Here is a 22,263-nt window from a genome sequence, read left to right on the forward strand (position 1 = left end):
TTCAACCCCTGTGATCTGCGGGTTAGCCGCTATCGACACAGGGGAAACTTGCGCGCTTGTGAACTCGTGGTTTCAAATTCGGACACGCTTGGTTACGGCGCTCCGTTCTGGTGATCGAGGCGGGGGAAGGGACGAGGTGCGGACGTGTCCGTCGTCCTCACACCCACCCGGGGGTAAAAAACTGGCCAGAAAACGAGGTACGCGGTGGGCCGCAATCTCCCCCGGCGGCGCACCTCGCGCGGCCGATGGCCAACGCGGCCGAGGAGACCGACCCGGACACCTGCGCCGACCTGTACGAGCGCGCCGCGGGGTTCGCCGACGACCACGACGAAGCGGCCCGGCTGCGGTGCCCGGCAGCGGGCCGGAGCCGCCGAGCACGTGCACCGGGTCCCTCCCTGGGCCTGCCGACGCGGTGCCCCCGGGTGGTCACGCGCCCGGGCGGCTGCCTCACCAGGCGCGGGCCGCGTGCTGGAGGCGGTCACGCACCCGTACGACGTCCGGGTTGGCGTCCGCGCCGGGGCGCTGGACCAGGAAGAGCGTGTTCAGGGGCGGCTCGGCGGGGTCGTGGAGCAGGACGGCACGCCCGAGGAGCGGCTCGACGTCCTGCACGCCTGGCTGGTGGAGGACCTGCCCGGCGGCCGGGTCCGCATCCTCGCCCAGGAGACCCAGATCGGTGAGCCGGCCGCCGCACCGGCCGACGAGCGGCCGAACCCGATGCTCAACGGCCACCAGGCCTGGCTCGACGGCCTCGTGAGCGCCGCCGCCAAGTAACCCGAGTACGGCGCCACGCAACCGCGCACGGCGCCGCCGGACCGAGAGACCGGCGCGCAGCCGTCCAACCGGTCTTCGACGCGGTGGGCGCACACACGAATCTGGACCGGCGAGAACGGTGCGGAAGCAAGAGCCTCGCGCCTCAAGGCGGACATGATCCTGAACGGAGGGCTGTCACCGGCCCGGTTCGCCGTGGACACCTCGGCCAAGGACGCCCGTTCGATCGTCGAGGCGGGCCGGAAGAACGGCGTCCGCCTCGACATCGCCGCCGCGTACTACGCGAGCTTCGACGAAGGTGACGTCAGCCCTCGGTGACGTTCGCGGTGAGCAGGCGCAGCAGCCGCTTGGCCATGGCGTCCTGTTCGGGCGTCAGGCCCATGGCGTCGCCGATGGCGAGAGGGACCGTCTGCGCCCGTTCGCGCAGCTGCGCCCCGGCTTCGGTGAGGCGGATGGCGACGGAACGCTCGTCCTCCGGGCGCCGTTCGCGGCGGAGCAGTCCGCCGGCCTCCAGGCGCTTGAGCAGCGGGGAGAGCGTGCTGGATTCCAACTGGAGTGCGGTGCCCAGATCGCGTACCGAGATCGAGTCCTGCTCCCACAGGACGAGCATGACCAGGTACTGGGGGTAGGTCAGCCCCAGCGCGTCCAGCAGCGGCCGGTAGCGCGCGGTCACGGCCCGGGAGGCTGCGTAGAGGGCGAAGCAGAGCTGGTCGTCCAGCAACAGCGAACCCTCCTGCGGCGGTTCGGCTGCTGCTGCGCTCACGGTGCGGCTCCTGATGTCTGCGTCCTTGGCGTCTTTGGTGTCTTGGCGTTTTGGTGTTTCGGCGCCTGTGCGCTCCACGGTTCCGGCCCCAAGGGGCGATCTCCACCCGCGCGATCTCCACCTTATCGTTCAAGTCCTCCCGATCGTATCGCGTGCCAATAAGTAGCGCACGACTTAATCGCACGCTACTCTCATGCTGTGCCGCCGCTCCCCGGCGAAGACCGCCGACGGGGCCCGTCCGCGGCACCCGAACCGAGGAGTTCGCCATGACCGACAGCGCCGACAACCGTCCCGTCCTCGAGCCCGCCGCCGCGGCCTTCGCCGAGGCGACCGCGAACCCGCCGTACCTGTTCGACCTTGCCCCGGCGGAGGGCCGCAAGGCCGTCGACGAGGTGCAGTCCGGCGAGATCGAGATGCCGAGCATCGACGAGGAGTGGATCACCGTCTCCGGCGGTCCGACCGGCAGTGTCCGGGCCCGCATCGTCAAGCCCGCCGGCGCCGAGGGAGCCCTGCCGGTGATCCTCTACATCCACGGCGCGGGCTGGGTGTTCGGCAACGCCCACACCCACGACCGTCTCGTGCGTGAGCTGGCCGTCGGCGCCGGCGCCGCCGTGGTGTTCCCCGAGTACGACCTGTCGCCCGAGGCCCGCTACCCGGTCGCCATCGAGCAGAACTACGCGGTCGCCCAGTGGGTCGTCCAGCAGGGCGCGACCAAGGGCCTGGACGGTACACGGCTGGCCGTGGCCGGTGACTCCGTCGGCGGCAACATGACCGCCGCGCTCACCCTGATGGCCAAGGAGCGCGGCGATGTCCCGCTGGTCCAGCAGGTGCTGTTCTACCCGGTCACCGACGCGAACTTCGACACCGGCTCCTACCACCAGTTCGCCACCGGCTACTTCCTGCGCCGCGACGGCATGCAGTGGTTCTGGGACCAGTACACGACCGACGAGGCCGAGCGCGCCCAGATCACCGCCTCCCCGCTGCGCGCCACCACCGACCAGCTCACCGGCCTGCCCCCGGCGCTCGTCATCACCGGCGAGGCCGACGTCCTGCGCGACGAGGGCGAGGCCTACGCCAACAAGCTCCGCGAGGCCGGCGTACCCGTCACCGCCGTCCGCTTCCAGGGCATCACCCACGACTTCGTGATGCTCAACGCCCTCGCCGACACCCACGCCGCCCGTGCCGCCATCGGCCTGGCGATCAGCGCCCTGCGCACGGCCCTCGGGACCGCCTGACCCGTCCGGGGGTCAGGAACCCCCGCCGTCCGCGACGAACAGACGGGAGAGCAGGCTCTCGAGGGTGGAGCGCTCGGTGTCGCTCAGCGAGTCGAGGGCCTGGTGGGTGGCGTGCATTCCGTCGCGGATGCTGGCCACGGCGGCCGCGCCCTCCTCCGACAGGACGACGTTCTTGACCCGGCGGTCGGTGGGGCTGGGCTCGCGGTAGACGAGGCCGCGGGCCTCCAGCCGGTCGATGAGCCCGGTCATGTTCGAGGCGTCGCAGCGCAAGGTACCCGCCAGGGCCCGCATCGGTGCGGGGCCCTGGCGCAGCACGTTGAGCGCCTTGGCCTGGCTGTAGGTGAGGCCGTGCGCGGCGGCGGCGCTGGTGAGATCCACGTAGAGGCTGACCATCGACGCCCACAGGGTGTCGAGGAGCTTGACATTGGAGACACCGAGGTGTCCGCCGTCGGGCGCTTCGGTGGAACTGCTCGTTCCGTGTGTCGCGGACATGGAACCAGCGTAACCCGAAACTTGACTACCTCAATCTTCGATGCTTACCTCTATCGAGTTACTTGAGGTCCTCAACCTTCGAGTCTCTATAGCTTTGTGAACTTCAAGTTTCACGGCATCACCCCCCGTGATTGCTCGACGTCCTGACCTACGGAAGAAAACCGTGACATCCACAGATCGCGGGGCGCCCGGGCGCCCCGCCGGTGACCTCTCGCTCGTCCTGGTCCTCGGCCTCGCCGCCATGATCGTCTCGATGATGCAGACCCTCGTCGTGCCGATCCTGAGCATCATCCAGAGCGACCTCGGCACCAGCACCGCGAACGTCAGCTGGGTCACCACCGCGACCCTGCTGTCCGCCGCGGTCTTCACCCCGCTGCTCGGCCGGTTCGGCGACATGCACGGCAAGAAGCCCACGTTGATCGGGGTGCTGCTGCTGATGATCGCCGGATCGGTGCTGGCCGCGACCACCACCTCGCTGCTGTGGCTGATCGTCGGCCGGGTGCTCCAGGGCGCGGCCACCGCGATCTTCCCGCTCGCCCTCTCGGTCCTGCGCGAGGAGATACCTCCGGCGAAGCTGCACGGCGCGATGGCGCTGGTGAGTGGCACCCTCGCGGTCGGCAGCGGATTCGCCCTCGTGGCGGCCGGACTGCTCACCCGGGGCTCGGACCCCGACTACCACCGGGTGTTCTGGCTCGCCGTCGCGCTCGCGGCCGTCGCCCTGGTCGGCGTCGTCCTGCGCGTGCCGTCCTCCCGGGCGAAGACCGGTGGCCGGACCGACTGGCTCGGCGCGGTGACGCTGGCCGCGCTGCTCGTCCTTCTCCTGCTGCCGATCTCGCAGGGACACGAGTGGGGCTGGTCCTCCGTACGCACGATCGGCCTGTTCGTCGCGGCTGTTGTCATGGCGGCCGTCTGGGTGCTGATCGAGCGCAAGGTCCGTGAGCCGATGGTGGACATGAGGATGTTCGCCCACCGCCCGGTGCTCTTCACGAACCTCGCCGGACTCTTCCTCGGCTTCGCGATGTTCTCCCAGTTCATCGGCGTGGCCTATCTGGCACAGATGCCGAAGGAGCTCACCGGCTACGGTTTCGGCGCCTCCGTCCTGCGCGCCTCCGTCGAGTACCTGCTGCCGACCACCCTGGTGTCGCTGTTCGCCGCCCAGTTCGGCGGGATGCTGGTCGGGCGGATCGGGGCGCGGTTCACCCTCGCCGTGGGTGCCGTGTTCGGTGTCGCCGGCTTCGCCTGGCTGACCGCGGCGCACGACACCTCGGCGTCGATCATTCTCTCGGGCCTGCTGATCGGTGTGGCCATCAGCTTCGGATACGCCGCCATGCCCGCGCTCATCGTGGCGAGCGTGCCGCACCACCAGACCGGCATCGCCAACGGCCTCAACTCCATCTCCCGTTCCGTCGGCAGCGCGATCGCCAGTGCGGTGATCACCTCGTTGCTGGCCTCCAAGACCATCGAGCACCTGCCGGCCGGCGCGCCCGCGCTGCCCGCCGAGAGCCAGTTCACCCTGAGCTTCGCGATCGCCGGCATCGCGTTCGTGCTGATCGTGGCGGTGGCCCTGGTCGGCCTGACGAGGGGTGCGGCTCAGGAGCACACGGTCGAGAAGGCCGAGAAGGCCGAGGAGACCGAGAAGGTCGAGAAGGTCGACAAGAAGGATGGCGAGGCCGTCGACGAGGCTGTCGTGGAGACGACGGGCGTCACGGCCTGATCCGCGCTCGGCGCCCGTGCCTCGGGGCGCCGGGAGCCTCATGACCGCGGCCGGGAACGGTTCGCTCCATCGACCGGAGCGAACCGTTCCCGGCCGTCGGCGTCGCGGCCCCCCCTTGCCCCTGGAAACCGATCGGTTTACTCTTCTCGCAGAAGGAAACCAATCGGTTTCCTCTTTGCTTCGGGAGTTCCCATGACATCCATCGAAGGCTCGGTCGCCCTGGTCACCGGCGGCAGCCGCGGCATCGGCCGGGCGCTGGTGCAGGCCCTGTACGAGCGCGGCGCGACGAAGGTGTATGCCACCGCACGCGACCCGCGCACCGTCACCCACCCCGATGCCGTACCGCTGGCACTGGAAGTGAGCGATCCCGCGTCCGTCGCCGCGGCCGCCGAGCGGGCGCAGGACGTCACCGTCCTGATCAACAACGCGGGCGCGGCCCTGAGCGCCAACTTCCTGGACTCGCCCGTCGAGGACATCCGCCGCGAGTTCGAGACGAACTTCTACGGTCCGCTCCTCGTCACCCGCGCCTTCGTCCCGATCATCGAGCGCAACGGCGGCGGCCACATCCTCAACGTCCACTCGGTGCTGTCGTGGATCGGCCTCGCCGGCTCCTACAGCGCGTCCAAGGCCGCCTTCTGGTCGCAGACCAACTCCCTGCGCCTCGACCTGAAGCCGCGCGGCATCGACGTCACCGGGCTCCATGTCGGCTACGTCGACACGGACATGACCGCGAAGATCGACGCGCCGAAGTCCACTGCCGAGGGCGTCGCCGCGCAGGCCCTCGACGGCATCGAGTCCGGTGCCTTCGAAGTCCTGGCCGACGACCTCACCCGGCAGGTCAAGGCCGGGCTGGCCGCGGATCTGGGTGTGCTGTACCCGCAGTTGGTCGCGTAGCCGCGTAGCCGCGTAGCCGCGCAGTCGTGCAAGCGTGGCCGGTTCCGCCCCTCGGCGGTCATACCGGCAGGAGGCGGCCGATCAGCTCGCTGAGCTGCCGTACGTTGCGGCACTCGTGCATCTCGACGAGCCCGGCGTAGTCGGGCGCCGCCGAGTCGCCCGTGCCCCACTGGGACCGCTGCTCGGGGTTCAGCCAGTAGAAGCGGCGGGCCCGTTCGGAGAACTGCCGTACAGCCGGCAGATTCGGGTCGCCCATGTTCGTACGGGCGTCGCCGAGGACGAACACGGTCGTGCGCGGCCCCACCGCGTCGACATACCGCTCGGCGAACTCGCCGAACGCGACCCCGTAGTCGCTGCTGCCGTGCCAGCCCGTCAGCGTCGCCTCCGCCCGGATCCGGGCGCCCAGCCCCTCCGGATCGGTCGCGCCGTGCACGAGCAGCCCGGTCACCTCGTCGATCCGGTTGACGAAGGCGAACACCCGCACCTTGCTGAACTGGTCGTGCAACGCCTGCACCAGCAGCATCGTGAAGTCCGAGAACCCCGCCACCGAGCCCGACACATCGCACAGCAGCACCAGTTCGGGCCGCATGGGGCGGCGCCGACGCAGCACGGGCCGCATCGGCACCCCGCCCGTCGACAGCGAACCGCGCAGGGTCCGGCGCAGGTCGATGGTGCCGCGGGCGGCCCGGCGGCGGCGCGCGGCCAGCCGGGTGGCCAGCTTGCGCGCGAGCGGCTGAACCGCCTTGCGCAGTTCGGCGAGCCGGTCGCGCCCGGCGAACAGGAAGTCGACCCGGTCGGCGGTCGGGGCCACCGCCCGCCGCGCGATCTGGTCCCGGCCGCGCCGCTCGGCGACCCGGCGCCGCGCCTCCGTCGCGACCAGTGCGCGGAACGCCTCGATACGCCGCCGGATCTCGTCCTCCAGCAGCCGGTCGGTGAACCCCGTCGCTCCGGCCTGCTGCGCGCGGATGCTGTCGCGGACCCGCGCCAGCAGCGTCTGCGGGCGGAGCCGGTCGAGGGTCTGGTACGACGACCAGCCGTCCGATCCCGGCGAGGAACCGTAGCCACCGAAGCCGTCCACAGCCTCGACCGCCAACCGCTCCAGCAACGCCCGGTCGCCCGCGGCGAGTGCCGCCGCGAGCCGGTCGCGCAGCTCGTCCCGGTCGGCGGCGGGAGCGTCGCTCTCCTGCCCGTTGGACAGCGGCGCCCCGACGAGCCGCGGGAAATACATGTCGAAGACCGGGTCGAACACCCGCCGCTGCCCGGTGCTGTGCAGCAGTGTGGCGGCCAGGCCCTCGCGCAGCCGTTCCCGGTCCGCCAGGCCGAGCGCCTCCATCGCCTGCGCGGCGTCCACGGTCTCGCCGGTGCCGATCCGTACGCCGTGCGAGCGCAGCGCGCCGACCAGCCCCGTCAGCCGCTCGGTAACGCCCGCCGGCGCGTTCACATGGCTTCCAGGTCGAGCTTGGCGGCCGCCTTGAGGATGTCGTCCTGGTGCTTGAGGAGAACGCCGAGGCTGCCCCGTACCACCGTCTCGTCGAGGGTGTCGGCCCCGAGTGCGAGCAGGGTGCGCGCCCAGTCGATGGTCTCGGCGACCGACGGGACCTTCCGCAGGTCCATCTCGCGCAGCGCGCCGACCACCCGCACCACGGACTCCGTCAGCGCCGCGTCGAGGCCCGGCACCTTCAGCCGTACGATGCGCCGCTCCAACTCCTCCTCCGGGAAGCCGATGTGCAGGAAGAGACAGCGGCGGCGCAGCGCCTCGGACAGCTCGCGACTCGCGTTCGAGGTGAGGACCACGAAGGGGCGGCTGGTCGCGGCGATCGTGCCGAGCTCCGGGACGGTGACCTGGAAGTCGCTGAGCACTTCGAGCAGCAGGCCCTCCACCTCGACGTCGGCCTTGTCGGTCTCGTCGATGAGGAGCACCTTGGGGTCGTCGCCGCGGATGGCGGTCAACAGGGGGCGCGCCAGCAGGAATTCCTCGCTGAAGATGTCCGTGCGCGCCTCGTCCCAGGTCTCGTCGCGGCCGGCGCTGATGCGCAGCAGCTGCTTGGCGTGGTTCCACTCGTACAGTGCCCGGGACTCGTCGACGCCCTCGTAGCACTGCAGGCGGACCAGTCGCGCCCCGGCGACCTGGGCGACGGCCTTGGCGAGTTCGGTCTTGCCGACCCCGGCGGGACCCTCCACCAGGAGCGGCTTGCCGAGGCGGTCGGCCAGGAAGACGGTGGTGGCGACCGCGGGGGAGGCCAGATAGCCGGTATCCGCGAGGCGTGCGGAGACATCGTCGACGGATGTGAACAGCAACGGGGCCTCCAGCGCGGGGCGGGCGGGGTCGGGCGCACTCTCCAGCGCCACTATCCAAGCGCTTGTTCAGTGGATCTGTCACGTGTGACGGTGCCCACGCGGTACGGGTAGACCGATCGGTTTCCTTGTCCTCTCCGGCGCGGTAACCTTCCCGTATGGCCACTACAGACAAGGCGTCCACGAGGGACCGGCTGCTGGACGCGGCGGCCGACCTCATCTACCGCGAAGGCGTCTCCGTCGGCATCGAGGCGCTGTGCCGGTCGGCCGGTGTCTCCAAGCGGTCGATGTACCAGCTCTTCGAGAGCAAGGACGACGTCCTCGCGGCGAGTCTGGAGCGACGGATTCCGCGGTACGAGGAGCAGATCGCGGTCGATCCGGGGGTTGTCGTCACCCCGCGCGAGCGCATCCTGGGCGTCTTCGCGCGGCTGGAGGAGTTCTCGGTGCGACCCGAGTACCGGGGCTGCCCGTTTCTCGCCGCGCTGGTGGAACTCAAGGACCCCGGGCATCCGGCGTCGGTGGTCGCCAGTGGCGCGAAGGAGCGTCTGAAAGAGGTGTTCCGCGCACAGGCCGAACTCGGCGGCGCGCGCGACCCGGAACTCCTCGCCCGACAGTTGATGCTGATCTTCGACGGCGCGAGCGCCCGGGCCGGCGCCGGGATCGAGACGCTGGAGGGGCTGACCACGACGACGGTGACGGCGCTGCTGGATGCGGCGGGCGTGAAGTAGGCGGGGAGGAAGGCGGCGAGGAAGGCCGCCCGCCCGCCCGGCCCCGGCGGACATGTCGGCGGCATCGCGGTCTTGGCGGGTGCCCGGCGCGCACTTCGGGTGTCGGCCGCGGGTCGCCCGAGGGTGGGCATGAGTACCGCTACTCATGTGGAACCGGTTGCCCACTCAGATGGCCTGGGGGAAAAGGGCTGCTCAGGGCGTGCGACGGAGCCGGCACCGAGGCCAACCGGCGGGTGGCGGGGATCGACAGGGGGTGGTGAACCGGCACCGCGTTCGGCCAGGAGAGAGCGATGGACCCCCAGGTCAGGCCGCCGCCGAAGGCGGTGAGCAGACTGCGCTCGCCGGGGCGTACGAGTCCGCGCGCGGCGGTGTCGGCGAGGGCCAGCGGGATGGAGGCGGCGGCGTGCCCCGCGGAGTCCAGCGCCGCGCGTCCGGCCAAGACCGCGAGATCGCCCGTGCTCGTGCCGGGCTCGGCGATCCGGCGCCGTGCGATCCCGGTACGCGAACGGATCCAGGCGTCCGATGTGTCCAGACGGGCCGTCAGGTCGTCATTGCGGACCACCCGCTCCGGTAGACACGCGCCGATCCCACAGACCACAGCAGCTGACACCACTACCACCTCTCCCCAGGTCAGCTGCCGGAACAGCAGCGTGGTGCCTACCTAACCCGTTGTGGATCAATGCGGACAAGTGCACTCAGGGGGTGTGCGCCTGAGTGAAGAAGCACTCTGCCGTCGCGCCGCGCACCCGATGGGCGAAGTGCGGAATCTCCCGCTCCGCGCGCCCTTTGAACGCCGCACCCGCCCGCCGGGTGACGTGTTTGACGTGGGCCGGCGGCCACCGACGGGGCGTTGTCAGTGCCTCAGGTCATACTCGATGCCGCGGGGCCACCCTGGCACCGCACACACGGAGGGGGCCGACATGGCCGAGGTGCTGCTGTTCCACCACGCGCAGGGACTGACGTCCGGTGTGCGCGCGTTCGCCGAGACGCTCAGGGAGGCGGGGCACACCGTCCACGTCCCGGATCTGTACGAGGGACAGGTCTTCGAGGACATCGAGGAGGGCGTCGCCAACGCCCGGCGGATCGGGTTCGGCTCGATCGTCGAGCGCGGTCGGGCCGTCGCCGAGGAGTTGCCCACCGCACTCGTCTACGCCGGCTTCTCCCTCGGCGTCCTGCCCGCGCAGTCCCTCGCCCAGACCCGGGCCGGCGCGAAGGGCGCGCTGCTGTTCCACTCCTGCGTCCCGACCTCGGAGTTCGGCGACGGCTGGCCGCAGGGGGTGCCGGTCCAGATCCACGGAATGGAGGCGGACGAGGACTTTGTCGACGAGGGTGACCTCGACGCGGCCCGCGCCCTGGTCGAGTCGGCCCCGGACGTCGCCGAACTGTTCCTGTACCCCGGCAAGCAGCACCTGTTCGCCGACAACAGCCTGCCCTCGTACGAGGAGCACGCAGCCACCCTGCTCACTCGTCGCGTGCTCGAATTCCTGGACGGCGTCGAGTAGAAGTGCTTCCAGGGCGGCGGTGGCTCATGTGTCGAGTCCTCTGCGCTTGATGCGCTGGCGCACGATCACATCGCTCTGCATCTCGTTGGTGCCCTCGCCGACGATCATCAGCGGGGCGTCGCGGAGGTAGCGCTCCACGTCGAACTCGGTCGAGTAGCCCGGACGACCGGCTTGACGTCCTTGTCGACGAACTCGCGCACGGCGGCGACGATGAACCGCTCGTCCTCGGACAGGGCATCGAGAGTGCTCATGGCGTGCCGCTCCTTGGGGCAGGGCAGGGCAGGGTGGGGCGGGGTGAGGCAGGGGAGGTCTCCGGTCGGGAGATGTCCGGTGCCGGGGCTTCAGCCGGGGCTTTCCGCCGGGGATTCACACGACGCCGTCGGCCCGGAGGGCGGCGATGTCGGCCGCACCGTGTCCCAGTGCGGTCAGGATCGTGTCCGTGTGCTCGCCCACGGCGGGGACCGCGTCCATGCGGGGACTGACCCCGGCCAGCTCCACCGGCGGCAGCAGCGCGGGCACGGGGCCAGCGCCGCCGGGCAGCCGTACGTCTCGCCACCGGTCCCGCCCTTCGAGTACGGGATGGGCGAGGAACTCCTCGACCGTGTTGACGCCGGCGTTGGCGATGCCCGCCGCGTCCAGCAGCTTCCGCACCTCCCCGCTGTCCAGCGCGCGAAACCGCTCGGTCACGATCGCGTTGAGCGCGTCACGGTGGGCCACGCGGTCCGGGCCGGTGGCGAAGCGCGGGTCCTCGACGAGGTCCGGGCGCCCCAGGAACTGTTCGCACAGCGCGGCCCATTCGCGCTCGTTCTGGATGGAGAAGAGCACGTCCTTGCCGTCGGCCGCGGGGTAGGCGCCGTACGGGGCGATGGTGGCGTGCTGGGTGCCGAGCCGCGGGGGCTGGGTGCCGCCGTGGCGGGTGTAGGCGGCGGGTTGGCCCATCCACTCGGCCAGCGCTTCGAAGAGCGAGACCTCCACGGCGCGGGCCACGCCCGTGGTGGCGCGCGTGAACAGGGCGGTGAGGACGCCCGAGTAGGCGTACATGCCCGCGGCGATGTCGGCGACCGACACCCCCACCCGGGCGGACCCGTGCGCGTTGCCCGTCAGGGAGACCAGGCCCGTCTGGCACTGCACGAGCAGGTCGTACGCCTTGCGGTCGGCCCACGGCCCGCTGGTTCCGTACCCGGACACGGTGCACGGGATCAGTGACGGGTACCGCTCCTGCAGCGACGGGGCGTCCAGTCCGAGCCGGGCGGCCGCGCCCGGCGCCAGGTTCTGTACGAACACATCGGCACCGGCGAGCAGTTGTTCCAGGATCTCGCGCCCACGGGCCGACTTCAGGTCCAGGGTGAGGGACTCCTTGGAACGGTTGAGCCACACGAAGTAGCTGGACTCGCCGTGCACGGTGGTGTCGTAGCGGCGGGCGAAGTCACCGCCTCCCGGGCGTTCCACCTTGATCACCCGGGCGCCGAGGTCGGCCAGCTGACGGGTGGCGTAGGGCGCCGCCACCGCCTGCTCGACGCTGACGACGGTGATGCCGGAGAGCGGAAGCTCGGTCATGGGATGACCTCCAGAGGGCTGGCCGGGAGACCGCGGCGACGCCGCCGTAGCGTCATCATGGTCACTCATGCAGGCGTCGGAGAAATAGCGAAATGTGATGGCTCCATGCCGGATGCGGATGATCGGGAGGCGGCCGTGGACAGGAAGCAGCTCAAGGCGCTGGTGACGGTGGCCGAGCGCAACGCCCGCCGAGGGGCGCGCCGACCTGCGGATCGCCACCCACCGGGATCCACGACACGCCACGGCCGAGGTGACCTTCGTATGACCGTGGCCGCGTCTGTTCGACGGCCTGATACGAGCAGCGATACGCAACCACCGCTGACAGGGGCGCCCCGCAAGGGGCGCGGGGAACTGCGCGACCCGCCCGGGAAGCGTTCGGCGGCCCGGCGCAGGGTCCAGCCGTCGTCCACGATGCAGCGGGCCAGACGCAGGCGGCCGGTCTCGGTCAGGGGTGCATTACGGTGGGGCATGAGGGCTTTCTGATCGTTCGATGTTGATGTCGCAATCCACACCGAACCCGGAAGGCCCTCACTCTTTCAAGATCACTATCCAGTGATCGCTGTCACCAACCTCCGTGGACAGAACACCTAGGCCGCCGGGCTCGCGGCGGTCGAGACGCTGCGGAGGGAGGGGTACGACGGCACGCTCACCGTCGTGGGCCAGGAGCCGCACGCCCCGTACGACCGGCCGCCGCTCTCGAAACAGCTCCTGGGCGCGGAGTGGGAACCCGAGCGGCTGGCGCTGCGCGCGCCGGCGGAGCTGGACGGGCTCGACCTGGACCTGCGCCTGGGGGTTGCCGCGACGGGCCTCGACGCGACCGCCCGTACGGTGCTGCTGGCCGACGGGACGCAACTGTCGTACGACGGTCTGATCGTCGCCACCGGGGTACGCCCGCGCAGGCTGCCCGGCGAACGCGACGCGCATGTGCTGCGCACCCTGGACGACGCGCTCGCCCTGCGGGATCGGCTGAAGCCAGGGCGGCGGCTGGTGGTGGGTGGCTGGCTCCGATCACGCCCTGACCGCGACAGCGGCGCGGTGAGGTCTGCCGCGGCTGAGCCCCCTACGTACGGAATCTCGGCCGATACCCGGCCTGTACGCGGCGGGTGAACTCGTCGGCGGGCTCTTCTGCTTCACCTACCCGGGCGGTTCGGGCCGCATCGCCGGTGCGGTGTTCGGCAGGCGGGCTCGGGCACGGGTTGTGGGGTCAGTCGGTGCAGGCCCTTGCGGTCGTAGTAGCGGGTCATCGCGAAGCCGAAGAGCAGGGCCAGGGCGGCACCGATCGCGATCATGAGCCAGGCGCGGGCGAGGCCGGCGTCGGCGCGGGCGTCGAAGTAGAGGATGGCGCGGACGCCGCCGCCGAGCTGGCGCATGGGCTCGAAGACGCTCAGGAAGCGGTAGAAGCCGGGGACGGCCTGGAGCGGGACGGTGGATCCGGAGGACGGCAGGCCCAGGACGATGAACACGAACATGGACACGAGCTGCCCGATCCCACCGAAGGCGGCGTTGATGGCCTGCACGCCCAGGCCGACGGCCAGCGAGGCGCAGTACGAGTAGACCCACAGCAGCGGCAGGTGCGAGGCGTCCATGCCGAGGATCCCGATGGTGGCGACCATGACCAGCGTGGTGGTGAGCACGGTGAGCCCGGCGGTCATGCCCATCTTCAGCAGCAGTGTCTGGGTGCGGCTGATCGGCACGGTGGGGCGACGGGTGTGCCAGGGGCCGATCTCGTTGTCGGCGTAACCGAGGGCGGTGTCGACACCGTTGCTGATGACGTTGGCGCCGAGGAAGCCGACCAGCACCAGTAGCAGCGTGTAGTAGAACGCGCTCAGCCCCAGCCCGCTGTGGTCGCCGATGGGGTGGCCGACCTGGGTGGCGACGGCGACCGGGTCGGCCAGCAGCAGCCGGGTGGTGGCGTCGGCCTGCGCGGTGGCGGGGGACGCGCTCAGCTGCTTGCCGATGGTCGTGGACGCCTGTTGGGCGGCCGCAGTGGTGATGCGGCTCGCCAGCGAGGAGCCGAGGCTGCCCATCCCGGGGTTGGTGAGTACCGTCAGCGTCGGCCGGGTCGTGGCGTTCGCGGTGGTGAGCGCGGCGACGGAGGGGGTGAAGTCGGCCGGAATGACCAGGGCGCCGAAGATCTTGCCGGAGGCCAGCTCGTCCTGGACCTGGGCCCGGGTGAGCCGTTCCCAGTCGGGCTTGTCGGAGGTGCCGGAGGTGATGGACCGGGTGATCTGCGTGCCCAGGTTCGCGGTCTGTCCGGTCAGCGGCTTGCCCTGGTCCCCGTTGACGATGCCGACGGGCAGGTCGTGCAGGGCCCCGTTCGGATTGACGATGCCGCCCATGTAGAGCAGGGACAGCAGCAGCGCGAGCAGCCCGCTCAGCACGGTCGGCACCAGCCACAGCTTGGGGCGGCGCAGGAGCACGGCGGCGCGGGCCCGGACAGGGGCGGCGTCGGGGGTGGGTGTGCTGTCGGCGGCCATGGTTCTCCGTGGGTGGGGGCAGCGCGGGACCGGCGTAGGCGGGTACGGGCGCCCGCACCTGGTCAGGATGGAGGCTGCGGTGGCGCGACGATCAGCGACGCGCCGCGCGCCATGGCGGCGCGGTCTGTGGTCGCAGGCGAGCGCCTCGGCCGGATCGGTGGGTCGGGATCGGCACGCCGGTGGATGTCACGGACCTCCCAGCCGGAACGCACGTGCGGTGGTTCGTTGTTGGTCGCGCGGTTCCCCGCGCCCCTTAAGGACCGCATCCCGGCCCCGGATTCACACCTTTGACGGAGTTCACGGCCGGCACCGTCACCGAGGGCGTCAGCGCCGCCTCGTCGGAGCACCTGAAGTCGCAACACCTGAAGTCGCAACACCAGAAGTCGAAGCAGCGCAAGGTGGAGCAGCGCAAGGTGGAGCAGTGCAGGGCGGACCGGGGACGCCGGGAAGGTCGCCCCCGCCGCGGACGCCGGGGTGACGGGAGGTTCCGGTCAACCCGGTTCTCCCGGGAGGCAGTTGAGCAGGGCGTTCAGACCGTCGAGGCCGAGGACGGCGACGCCGAGGGCGACGGTCATCACGGCCAGCAGATGTACGGCCCCGGCAGGTCCGCGTCGGCCGTGCGGGTCAAGGCCTCCGTGTCGCCCGCCGCCCAGGCCCGGATCGCCTGGCCGAAGGCGAACTCGTAGTGCGGCGGAGCGGCAGCGGCCGCGTGCTCGGCGGCCCGGCTCATGTCGCGGGCCGCGGGCTGGGCGGTCAGGGTGAGGTGCAGGGTCACGTCCATGACGGCGCACAGGTACGTGTACGTGTCGTCGAGGGCGGAATCGTCCAGGCCGTCCAGGGCCGTGGCCACGGCCCGCGCGTCACCGGCGGCGTACCCGCGCAGCAGAAGCAGTGCCGTGTGCTGCGCGGGATGGGAGGCGGCGACCGGCTGGTGCGGGCGGGGAGCAGAGGAATGGCGCGACACGCGGTGGACTCCTTCGGCGGGCAGCCCGAACTCCGGACGGTCCACCGCTGAGCTGCACCCGAAGACCGTGGACTCCCGCCGACCCTGGTGAAGCCGGTCGGCCACCGCGTCCAACCATCGTCCGATCACGCATACGAAGATCGGACTACGTCCGATCGCGTACGGCACCCCGCTTCGGCCGGAGCCGACGGTCAGCTCCGCCAGTAGTTGTTCGCCGCGGCGATCGTCTGGAACTCCAGCGCCACCACCTGGCTCGCGTGGATCAGACTGTCGGGAAGGGTGGAGTAGTTGGGCCGTCCGCCCTTGAGGACGTCCAGGTCGGGCTGGATGTTATGGATGGTGTGCCGGGCCAGGTCGATGGCCAGCGCGCGGCCCTCCTCCGGCGTCTTGGTGAGGAGGGAGCCGCCAGGGACGAGGACCATGCCTTCGTCGGGTACTCGGTTCATGGCGGCAGTCTCGCCGCTGCCTTCCCGCCGGTTGTGGCCACGACACACACGGCTCGACCGGTCGGGTGAACCGGCCGCCGTGGCCGCCCGCGCCGCGAGAATCCTGCGATGGACCTGGATCTGCTGCCCCCGGGGCGCTGGTCATCTTCCGGACCGCGCCGACACCCTCACCCTGGACGACCTGCGCCGGGTCTTCCCCGCTTTCTGATTCACCGGGTCATCACGACTTCACCAGGTCGTCATGACCTACGGCATACGGCATACGAAATCCGGCCGGGTGCCGGGCTCGCCCCCTCAAACGCTTCTCCGTCCCTGAGGGGCCACGCCGGGGGTACGAAGGGGCTATTGGGTGCGCCCCTCAGGGCTCATTTCGGCCTCTGCCGGCTTTCCGGAACGCGCGGCGGCCTCCGGCTCGGGCGGCAACAAGTCGTGCAGTGCCTCGTACCGCCGGGCGCAGGCCGTCTGGGCAATGGCCTGCGAGACGGCGTCGGCCAGCGGGCCCGAGGACTCGCGCAGCAGCCGGCGCGCCTTGTCCGTGAGCGCCACCTCGATGCCGCGCCGGTCGCCGCACGCCGAGTTCCTCGTGATCAGGCCCGCGTGCTGCAGACAGGCCACCTGATAGGTCAGCCGCGTCTTGGGCCTGCCCAGCAACTCCGCGATCTGGGTCATGCGCAGGCTGGAATCGGGCTGGTCGGCCAGCAGGCACAGCACCAGGAACTCGTCGTGCGAGATGTCGAGAGTGTCCTTGACGCGGGAGCGCAGCTGCTGCTCGATCGCCCCGGCCGCCGCCAGCAGACGCATCCAGGCCCGCAGCGGGGCGGGCAGCAGCTCACCCTCGCCCGACGGCTCGCGTTCGGGCAGCTCAGCGGGGGCGGAAGAGTTGGCCATGGTGTCACAGTCTACCGGTTGTCCAAATTTGAAGAACCGGCTAGCGTGGAGTCATCCAAATTTGGATAATCGCGGTTGTCCCCATAACCCCCGTGTTGTCGTGCACCCCGTGCGCCGTGCGTCGTGCACTCCTGTGCACCGCACCGCCCGTAATCGTCTGGAGAACTCTTATGACCGTCGCCGTCGAAACCGGCCTGTGGCAGCTCGACCCCGCCCGCACCACCGTTGCCATCAAGCACAAGACGATGTGGGGCATGGTCACGGTGAAGGGCACCTTCACCGGTGTCACCGGAGACGGCGAGGTCCAGGCCGACGGGACCGCCCGCGGCACCGTCACCCTGGACGTCGCGTCCCTGGACACCAAGAACGCCAAGCGGGACAAGCACCTCCGCTCCGCCGACCTCTTCGACGCGGACCGGCACCCCACGATCACCTTCGCCGTCCGCAACGCCGTCCTCGGTCAGGACGACACCGCCGAGATCAGTGGCCAGCTGACCGTGCGCGGCATCAGCCGGCCGCAGCCCGTCACCGCCCAGGTGACGGAGGCGAGCGCCGACGCCGTCACGGTCACGGCGGAGTTCACCGTGGACCGCGACCAGTTCGACATGGGCTGGAACCAGATGGGCATGCTCCGCGGCCTGACCACCGTCACCAGCACGCTCGCCTTCACCCGCGCCAAGGGCTGAGCCGGCCCGTCGTCAGCTCCCCGCCCAACGTGTAGGTGTGCGAGGCGAGTTACCGGTCCAGCGAGTCGAGTGCCGCCGAACGCGCCTCCGGCGGCGCGGTCGGGGTGCTATCCGGTCGCGGAGTTCGCGGAAGGCGTCGATGTCCGCGGCGAGCGCCGCCGTTCCGGGAAGCCACCGGCGCCGACGAGTTGCTGATCACGATCATCACCCACGGCCATGCGGACCGGGTGCGCTCGTACGAGCTGCCGGCCGAGGAGCGGCGACGCAGGTGACAGACCGGAGGTGAGGGATCAGCTGACATCGAGGTAGTCCCGTAGTGCCTGCGAACGGGAGGGGTGGCGCAGCTTGGACATCGTCTTGGACTCGATCTGACGGATGCGTTCGCGTGTCACCCCGTACACCTGGCCGATCTCCTCCAAGGTCCTGGCCTGACCGTCCATGAGGCCGTAGCGCAGGGAGATGATCCCGGCCTCGCGGGCGGTCATGTTCGCGAGGACGGCCTGGATGGCGTCCTTGAGGAGGAGGAAGGTGACCATGTCCGCGGGGGAGATGGTCTCGCTGTCCTCCAGGAGGTCACCGAGTTCCGTGCCGTTGTCCTCGCCGAGCGGGGTGTGGAGCGAGACCGGTTCCTTGGCGTAGCCCTCGATCTCGGTGATCTTCTCCACGGGGACGTCCAGTTTGTCCGCGAGTTGCTCAGGCGTGGGATCGGCCCCCGTGTCCTGGAGTATCTCCCGGCGGACCTTGGCCATTCTGTTGATGACCTCGACCATGTGGACCGGAATGCGGATGGTCCGGCTCTGGTCGGCCAGGGCGCGTGAAATCGCCTGCCGTATCCACCAGGTCGCGTAGGTGGAGAACTTGAACCCTTTGGTGTAGTCGAATTTCTCCACCGCGCGGATCAGACCCGTATTGCCCTCCTGGATCAGATCCAGGAACAGCATTCCGTGCCTGCTGTACCGCTTGGCGATGGAGACGACCAGCCGCAGATTCGCCTCGACGAGATGGGATTTCGCCCGGCAGCCGTCCGCGGCGAGGATCTCCAGCTCCCGTCGGAACTCCGGGCCGAGGTCCGGTTCCTCCTCGAGTCTCCGCTCGGCGAACAGACCCGCCTCGATCCGCTTCGCCAGCTCCACCTCCTTCTCGGCGTCGAGGAGGGAGACCCGGGCGATCTGCTTGAGGTAGTCGCGTACCTGATCGACCGAGGCGCCGCCGGAGGTGAGCTGAGGGCTGGGCGCGTCGTCGTCCTCGTCCGGGTACGCGGGGAGGGGCGGCTCCTGTTCCCACGCCTGGGCGTCCGTCTCCATGGCGCTCAACTCCTCTCCAGCAGCGGTCGGAGGAACTGCCCGGTGCGGGACCGCGGATGGGCCGCCTCCTGTTCGGGGGTGCCCTCGGCGATCACGGTGCCGCCGCGGAGGCCGCCTTCGGGACCCATGTCGACGATCCAGTCGGCGATCTTGATCACGTCGAGGTTGTGCTCGATCACGACGACCGTGTCGCCGTGATTGACGAGTCGGTGGAGCACGGTCGGCAGTTGGCGGACGTCATCGACGTGCAGGCCGGTGGTCGGCTCGTCGATGACGCAGAGGGATTCTGCCTTTGGTGCGTTTCTGCAGTTCGGTGGCGAGCTTGACGCGCTGTGCCTCGCCGCCGGAGAGCGTCGTGGCGGGCCGGCCGAGTTTCACATGACCCAGTCCGACGTCATGGAGTGTCCTGAGGTGCCGGGAGATGATCGCGTGTTCCGCGAAGAAGTCCAGGCTGTCCTCGATGGTCATGCCCAGTACGTCGGCGATGGACTTGCCCTTGAAGTGTACGTCCAGGGTCTCGCGGTTGTACTGCGCTCCGTGACACACCTCGCACGGCACGTAGACGCGCAGGTTGTGCTCGGTGGCGTCGTGCGCGGTGATCGCGGGTCCTTCCGTCCGTGGCCTGCGCGCCTCGGGCAGCGGTATGCGCCGTCTGCCGCAGAGACGGGCGCCGGTGAGGGAGGTGGGATGGTCAAGGAGCTCGCGCGCCGGACCGGAGTGGACCACGTGCCCGCCGTAGGCGCCCGCGCCCGCGCCCGGCCCGATGTCCACGACCCGGTCGGCGACCTTCACGGTGTCCTCGTCGGGCTCGATCTGTCGCGCACTCGCCCTCACCGCCGGCCGGTCCACCACCACGTCGACGGAGTGCTTCTTCCGCTTGTCCGGCAGCGGCGGCTCGGTGAGCGCGAAGACCTCGCCATCGACCCGGACACGGCTGAACCCGTCCGCCCGCAACTGGCGGAAGGGTCTTCAACTGACGCACTGGGTACGAGGCCTCGCAACACAGCGCCGCTGTCCGGCAATCGACTCGGCAGGGCGGGGGAGGTCTCGGTTACGCGCGGCTGCCCGGCATCGCCGTCATCGGCGGCACCCAGGTCATCGACACCGCCGTGAGCCACCGCGGCACCATGCGGCACCATGCGGCACCGCGCGTCACCGTGCTTCGACGAGCTCGCGGACGACCTGCTGCTCCCGCACGGGATGACGGTGGCGGAACAGCCACGTGATGTCGCGGCCGAACGACCAGACCAGCGACGCCAGCGCGAGGAATACGGCGGCGGCGTTGCCCTCCACGGGCATGATCCCGGCGCCCGCGACGAGCAGCACGATCCCCTGCAGGGCCGCCACGGTCTTGCGCGCCATGCTGTGCGGCAGCGCCGCGTTCAGCCAGGGCAGCACCCGGGCCGCCGCCACGAACGCGTACCGCATCGTGCCGATCAGCAGCACCCACGGGCCGAGCGACATCGAGACGTACACGCTCAGCACGAGGATCAGGAAGGCGTCGACCTCCATGTCGAAGCGGGCGCCCAGCGCGGTCGACGTGCCGGTGCGGCGGGCGACCTTGCCGTCCACCCCGTCGAGGATCAGGGCGACCGCCGTCAGCCCGACGAGCAGGCTGACCGGGGGCGAGCTCTGGAAGGAGTCCGCGACCAGAGCGGTGACGCCGCCGACCAGGATGGCGCGGCCGAGCGTCACCCGATTGGCCGGTCCGAAGGAGCGGGGCCGTGAGCGGCGCAGGGCGCGGGTCAGGACCGCCCAGGTGGCGATCGCGAAGGCCAGACCGGTCAGCCAGCCCGCGGGCCCCATCCCGATCGCCGTGCCCAGCAGAGCCAGCACCAGGAGCTGCAGACCAGCTCCCACTGTGGTCTCCTGCGCCAGGAGCCTCGCGTCGTATGTGTTGTTCAGGGCCACCGCACATCCTCCGGCCGTATGACAGAGTCGATCAACGCCGCGTACAGTGCGCGGCTTGTCACCGCTTCGTACGTGAAGATCTGCTCAATCGTTCAGGGGGACGCTCATGGAACTCACAGCTCGTGCCTTCTGGCTGCGCTCGCCGGGTCATGCCGAGATACGCGAGGTCGCCCTGCCGGCCCCCGCCGAGGGAGAGGTGCTCGTGCGTACGCTCTTCTCGGGGGTGAGCCGGGGCACCGAGACCCTCGTCTTCCGCGGCGGCGTTCCGGAAAGTCAGCATGCTTCGATGCGTGCACCGTTCCAGGACGGAGATTTCCCCGCACCGGTGAAATACGGCTATTTGAGCGTCGGTCAAGTGGAGGAGGGCCCGGCGCGGCTGCTTGGCCGGACCGTCTTCTGTCTGTACCCGCACCAGACTCGGTACGTCGTCCCGGTGAGCGCCGTGACCGTCGTGCCGGATTCCGTCCCCGCCGCGCGGGCGGTGCTCGCCGGGACCGTGGAGACCGCGGTGAACGCCCTGTGGGACGCCGCGCCGCTGGTCGGCGACCGGATCGCCGTGGTCGGCGGCGGCATGGTCGGCTGCTCCGTCGCCGCGCTCCTCGCCCGCTTCCCCGGCGTACGCATCCAACTCGTCGACGCCGACCCCGCGCGCGCCGAGATCGCCCGCGCCCTCGGCGTGGACTTCGCGCTCCCCGCGGACGCCGCCGACGAGTGCGACCTCGTCGTGCACGCCAGCGCCACCGAGGCCGGACTCACCCGCTCGCTGGAACTCCTGGCCCAGGAGGGCACCGTCCTGGAGATGAGCTGGTACGGCGACCGCCGGGTCAGCCTGCCGCTGGGGGAGGCCTTCCACTCAAGGCGCCTGGTGGTGCGCAGCAGCCAGGTGGGTTCCGTTTCCCCGGCGCGGCGCGCCAGCAGGACGTACGCCGACCGGCTGGCGCTCGCCCTCGAACTGCTCGCCGAGCCCGCCTTCGACGCGCTCGTCACCGGTGAGTGCGGCTTCGACGAACTGCCCGACGTGCTGCCGAAGTTGGCTTCCGGATCGATACCCGGGTTGTGCCATCGCGTCGTCTACGACGACGTTTGAGCACTGAACAGCCTGTCTGACCTCCGAAGACTGCAAAGAAAGGGGAACAGGCAGCTGAACAAGGAGAACGGGGCAGCCGTACTACACGGCATGGTCCCGGTAGGGGATCAGACGTACCGCACCTGGAGGGTCGTCCGTTGTTCAGCATCACCGTCCGCGATCACCTGATGATCGCCCACAGCTTCCGTGGCGAGGTCTTCGGACCCGCGCAGCGCCTGCACGGGGCGACGTTCCTGGTGGACGCCACGTTTCGCCGCGCCGAGCTGGACGACGACAACATCGTCGTCGACATCGGTCTTGCCACCCAGGAACTCGGCGCCGTCGTGAGCGCGCTGAACTACCGCAACCTCGACAACGAGCCGGACTTCAAGGACACGAACACCTCGACGGAGTTCCTGGCCAAGGTCATCGCCGACCGCCTCGCCGACCGCGTGCACGCCGGGGCTCTCGGCGAGGGCGCCCACGGCCTCGCGGGCATCACGGTCACCCTGCACGAGTCGCACATCGCCTGGGCGAGTTACGAGCGTGCGCTGTGACCGACACGACCCTGAA

22 protein-coding genes and 5 pseudogenes are annotated in these 22,263 nt (G+C 70.3%); 11 read left to right on the plus strand and 16 right to left on the minus strand.

What is annotated here, in order from left to right; genetic code table 11:
- The first annotated feature begins 465 nt into the window (after positions 1-465).
- Positions 466-771 (plus strand): hypothetical protein, encoded by a 306-nt coding sequence (locus OG747_RS39130; protein ID WP_405884081.1) that lies wholly within the window; start codon positions 466-468, stop codon positions 769-771.
- A 153-nt stretch (positions 772-924) separates the two neighbouring features.
- On the plus strand, positions 925-1,086 hold the full coding sequence (locus OG747_RS39135; RefSeq protein WP_405884082.1) for a hypothetical protein: 162 nt from the start codon (positions 925-927) through the stop codon (positions 1,084-1,086).
- Here the strand turns inward: OG747_RS39135 and OG747_RS39140 are convergent.
- Positions 1,073-1,531 (minus strand): MarR family winged helix-turn-helix transcriptional regulator, encoded by a 459-nt coding sequence (locus OG747_RS39140; protein WP_405884084.1) that lies wholly within the window; start codon positions 1,529-1,531, stop codon positions 1,073-1,075. The two genes, OG747_RS39135 and OG747_RS39140, sit on opposite strands and share 14 nt — an antisense overlap.
- 266 nt (positions 1,532-1,797) lie before the next feature.
- Between OG747_RS39140 and OG747_RS39145 the strand changes: the two genes are divergently transcribed.
- Positions 1,798-2,766: an alpha/beta hydrolase gene (locus OG747_RS39145; RefSeq protein WP_405884085.1), complete on the plus strand. Its 969-nt coding sequence runs from the start codon at positions 1,798-1,800 to the stop codon at positions 2,764-2,766.
- 12 nt (positions 2,767-2,778) lie between these two features.
- On the opposite strand, the gene OG747_RS39150 is transcribed toward OG747_RS39145, so the two are convergent.
- On the minus strand, positions 2,779-3,258 hold the full coding sequence (locus OG747_RS39150) for a MarR family winged helix-turn-helix transcriptional regulator (protein WP_405884086.1): 480 nt from the start codon (positions 3,256-3,258) through the stop codon (positions 2,779-2,781).
- A 163-nt stretch (positions 3,259-3,421) separates the two neighbouring features.
- On the opposite strand from OG747_RS39150, the gene OG747_RS39155 reads away from it, so the two are divergent.
- Both OG747_RS39155 and OG747_RS39160 read left to right on the plus strand, forming a co-directional pair.
- Positions 3,422-4,972, plus strand: coding sequence for an MFS transporter (locus OG747_RS39155; RefSeq protein ID WP_405884087.1), 1,551 nt, complete (start codon positions 3,422-3,424; stop codon positions 4,970-4,972).
- A gap of 192 nt (positions 4,973-5,164) precedes the next feature.
- Positions 5,165-5,866, plus strand: a complete 702-nt coding sequence (locus OG747_RS39160; protein ID WP_405884088.1) for an SDR family oxidoreductase — start codon at positions 5,165-5,167, stop codon at positions 5,864-5,866.
- Between the two features lie 58 nt (positions 5,867-5,924).
- Here OG747_RS39160 and OG747_RS39165 read toward each other — a convergent pair whose 3' ends face one another.
- Both OG747_RS39165 and OG747_RS39170 read right to left on the minus strand, forming a co-directional pair.
- Positions 5,925-7,307 carry a vWA domain-containing protein gene (locus OG747_RS39165; protein ID WP_405884089.1) on the minus strand — a complete coding sequence of 461 codons (1,383 nt, stop codon included), beginning with the start codon at positions 7,305-7,307 and terminating at the stop codon, positions 5,925-5,927.
- Entirely contained in the window at positions 7,304-8,161 is an 858-nt protein-coding gene (locus OG747_RS39170; RefSeq protein WP_405885938.1) for an AAA family ATPase, read from the minus strand. The genes OG747_RS39165 and OG747_RS39170 overlap by 4 nt, the downstream gene beginning before the upstream one ends.
- A gap of 158 nt (positions 8,162-8,319) precedes the next feature.
- Between OG747_RS39170 and OG747_RS39175 the strand changes: the two genes are divergently transcribed.
- A complete protein-coding gene (locus OG747_RS39175) occupies positions 8,320-8,889 on the plus strand; it encodes a TetR/AcrR family transcriptional regulator (protein WP_405884090.1) in 570 nt (189 codons plus the stop codon).
- Between the two features lie 139 nt (positions 8,890-9,028).
- Here the strand turns inward: OG747_RS39175 and OG747_RS39180 are convergent, their stop codons facing one another.
- Positions 9,029-9,499 carry a 3-oxoacyl-[acyl-carrier-protein] synthase III C-terminal domain-containing protein gene (locus OG747_RS39180; protein ID WP_405884092.1) on the minus strand — a complete coding sequence of 157 codons (471 nt, stop codon included), beginning with the start codon at positions 9,497-9,499 and terminating at the stop codon, positions 9,029-9,031.
- Positions 9,500-9,809: 310 nt separating this feature from the next.
- On the opposite strand from OG747_RS39180, the gene OG747_RS39185 reads away from it, so the two are divergent.
- Positions 9,810-10,391: a dienelactone hydrolase family protein gene (locus OG747_RS39185; RefSeq protein ID WP_405884093.1), complete on the plus strand. Its 582-nt coding sequence runs from the start codon at positions 9,810-9,812 to the stop codon at positions 10,389-10,391.
- A 24-nt stretch (positions 10,392-10,415) separates the two neighbouring features.
- Here OG747_RS39185 and OG747_RS39190 read toward each other — a convergent pair.
- The 4 genes and pseudogenes from OG747_RS39190 to OG747_RS39205 all read right to left on the minus strand — a co-directional run.
- Positions 10,416-10,559: pseudogene (locus OG747_RS39190) on the minus strand (acyl-CoA dehydrogenase family protein); the annotation flags it as partial.
- A complete protein-coding gene (locus OG747_RS39195; protein ID WP_405884094.1) occupies positions 10,499-10,642 on the minus strand; it encodes a hypothetical protein in 144 nt (47 codons plus the stop codon). The gene OG747_RS39195 and the pseudogene OG747_RS39190, both read right to left, overlap by 61 nt.
- Positions 10,643-10,757: 115 nt before the next feature.
- Positions 10,758-11,948: a CaiB/BaiF CoA transferase family protein gene (locus OG747_RS39200; protein ID WP_405884095.1), complete on the minus strand. Its 1,191-nt coding sequence runs from the start codon at positions 11,946-11,948 to the stop codon at positions 10,758-10,760.
- 368 nt (positions 11,949-12,316) lie between these two features.
- Positions 12,317-12,418 (minus strand): annotated as a pseudogene (locus tag OG747_RS39205) (IS481 family transposase); the annotation flags it as partial.
- Positions 12,419-12,566: 148 nt separating this feature from the next.
- Here OG747_RS39205 and OG747_RS39210 point away from each other — a divergent pair.
- A pseudogene (locus tag OG747_RS39210) lies at positions 12,567-12,947 on the plus strand (FAD-dependent oxidoreductase); the annotation flags it as partial.
- Between the two features lie 131 nt (positions 12,948-13,078).
- On the opposite strand, the gene OG747_RS39215 reads toward OG747_RS39210, so the two are convergent.
- The 4 genes from OG747_RS39215 to OG747_RS39230 all read right to left on the minus strand — a co-directional run bounded on the left by OG747_RS39215 (position 13,079) and on the right by OG747_RS39230 (position 16,723).
- The gene (locus OG747_RS39215) at positions 13,079-14,425 is read right to left on the minus strand and encodes a YhgE/Pip domain-containing protein (RefSeq protein ID WP_405884096.1); all 1,347 of its coding nucleotides are present in this window, start codon (positions 14,423-14,425) and stop codon (positions 13,079-13,081) included.
- Positions 14,426-14,999: 574 nt separating this feature from the next.
- Positions 15,000-15,518: a hypothetical protein gene (locus OG747_RS39220; protein WP_405884097.1), complete on the minus strand. Its 519-nt coding sequence runs from the start codon at positions 15,516-15,518 to the stop codon at positions 15,000-15,002.
- A gap of 62 nt (positions 15,519-15,580) precedes the next feature.
- On the minus strand, positions 15,581-15,835 hold the full coding sequence (locus OG747_RS39225; RefSeq protein WP_405884098.1) for a hexameric tyrosine-coordinated heme protein: 255 nt from the start codon (positions 15,833-15,835) through the stop codon (positions 15,581-15,583).
- Positions 15,836-16,177: 342 nt separating this feature from the next.
- The gene (locus OG747_RS39230; protein WP_405884099.1) at positions 16,178-16,723 is read right to left on the minus strand and encodes a MarR family winged helix-turn-helix transcriptional regulator; all 546 of its coding nucleotides are present in this window, start codon (positions 16,721-16,723) and stop codon (positions 16,178-16,180) included.
- A 170-nt stretch (positions 16,724-16,893) separates the two neighbouring features.
- Here OG747_RS39230 and OG747_RS39235 point away from each other — a divergent pair, with 170 nt between their 5' ends.
- The gene (locus OG747_RS39235; protein ID WP_405884100.1) at positions 16,894-17,409 is read left to right on the plus strand and encodes a YceI family protein; all 516 of its coding nucleotides are present in this window, start codon (positions 16,894-16,896) and stop codon (positions 17,407-17,409) included.
- A 290-nt stretch (positions 17,410-17,699) separates the two neighbouring features.
- On the opposite strand, the pseudogene OG747_RS39240 reads toward OG747_RS39235, so the two are convergent.
- The 3 genes and pseudogenes from OG747_RS39240 to OG747_RS39250 form a co-directional block, all read right to left on the minus strand.
- Positions 17,700-18,752, minus strand: a pseudogene (locus tag OG747_RS39240) (RNA polymerase sigma factor); the annotation flags it as partial.
- Positions 18,719-19,631 (minus strand): annotated as a pseudogene (locus tag OG747_RS39245) (hypothetical protein); the annotation flags it as partial. The pseudogenes OG747_RS39240 and OG747_RS39245, both read right to left, overlap by 34 nt.
- A gap of 234 nt (positions 19,632-19,865) precedes the next feature.
- Complete coding sequence (locus OG747_RS39250; RefSeq protein WP_405884101.1) at positions 19,866-20,624, minus strand: CDP-alcohol phosphatidyltransferase family protein; 759 nt, start codon at positions 20,622-20,624, stop codon at positions 19,866-19,868.
- Positions 20,625-20,730: 106 nt separating this feature from the next.
- On the opposite strand from OG747_RS39250, the gene OG747_RS39255 reads away from it, so the two are divergent.
- Together OG747_RS39255 and OG747_RS39260 are read left to right on the plus strand one after the other, a co-directional pair.
- A complete protein-coding gene (locus tag OG747_RS39255; RefSeq protein ID WP_405884103.1) occupies positions 20,731-21,711 on the plus strand; it encodes a dehydrogenase in 981 nt (326 codons plus the stop codon).
- Between the two features lie 137 nt (positions 21,712-21,848).
- Positions 21,849-22,247, plus strand: coding sequence for a 6-pyruvoyl trahydropterin synthase family protein (locus OG747_RS39260; protein ID WP_405884104.1), 399 nt, complete (start codon positions 21,849-21,851; stop codon positions 22,245-22,247).
- The last annotated feature ends 16 nt before the right edge of the window (positions 22,248-22,263 follow it).

The organism is Streptomyces sp. NBC_01384 (genome assembly GCF_045040035.1).
GTDB lineage: Bacteria > Actinomycetota > Actinomycetes > Streptomycetales > Streptomycetaceae > Streptomyces.

Bases quoted from the DNA above. Each gene is read 5' to 3' on its own strand.
- OG747_RS39135 (WP_405884082.1), top strand. From the start codon at position 925: ATGATCCTGAACGGAGGGCTGTCACCGGCCCGGTTCGCCGTGGACACC.
- OG747_RS39145 (WP_405884085.1), top strand. From the start codon at position 1,798: ATGACCGACAGCGCCGACAACCGTCCCGTCCTCGAGCCCGCCGCCGCG.
- OG747_RS39150 (WP_405884086.1), bottom strand. From the start codon at position 3,258: ATGTCCGCGACACACGGAACGAGCAGTTCCACCGAAGCGCCCGACGGC.
- OG747_RS39160 (WP_405884088.1), top strand. From the start codon at position 5,165: ATGACATCCATCGAAGGCTCGGTCGCCCTGGTCACCGGCGGCAGCCGC.
- OG747_RS39175 (WP_405884090.1), top strand. From the start codon at position 8,320: ATGGCCACTACAGACAAGGCGTCCACGAGGGACCGGCTGCTGGACGCG.
- OG747_RS39185 (WP_405884093.1), top strand. From the start codon at position 9,810: ATGGCCGAGGTGCTGCTGTTCCACCACGCGCAGGGACTGACGTCCGGT.
- OG747_RS39195 (WP_405884094.1), bottom strand. From the start codon at position 10,642: ATGAGCACTCTCGATGCCCTGTCCGAGGACGAGCGGTTCATCGTCGCC.
- OG747_RS39200 (WP_405884095.1), bottom strand. From the start codon at position 11,948: ATGACCGAGCTTCCGCTCTCCGGCATCACCGTCGTCAGCGTCGAGCAG.
- OG747_RS39215 (WP_405884096.1), bottom strand. From the start codon at position 14,425: ATGGCCGCCGACAGCACACCCACCCCCGACGCCGCCCCTGTCCGGGCC.
- OG747_RS39225 (WP_405884098.1), bottom strand. From the start codon at position 15,835: ATGAACCGAGTACCCGACGAAGGCATGGTCCTCGTCCCTGGCGGCTCC.
- OG747_RS39230 (WP_405884099.1), bottom strand. From the start codon at position 16,723: ATGGCCAACTCTTCCGCCCCCGCTGAGCTGCCCGAACGCGAGCCGTCG.
- OG747_RS39235 (WP_405884100.1), top strand. From the start codon at position 16,894: ATGACCGTCGCCGTCGAAACCGGCCTGTGGCAGCTCGACCCCGCCCGC.
- OG747_RS39255 (WP_405884103.1), top strand. From the start codon at position 20,731: ATGGAACTCACAGCTCGTGCCTTCTGGCTGCGCTCGCCGGGTCATGCC.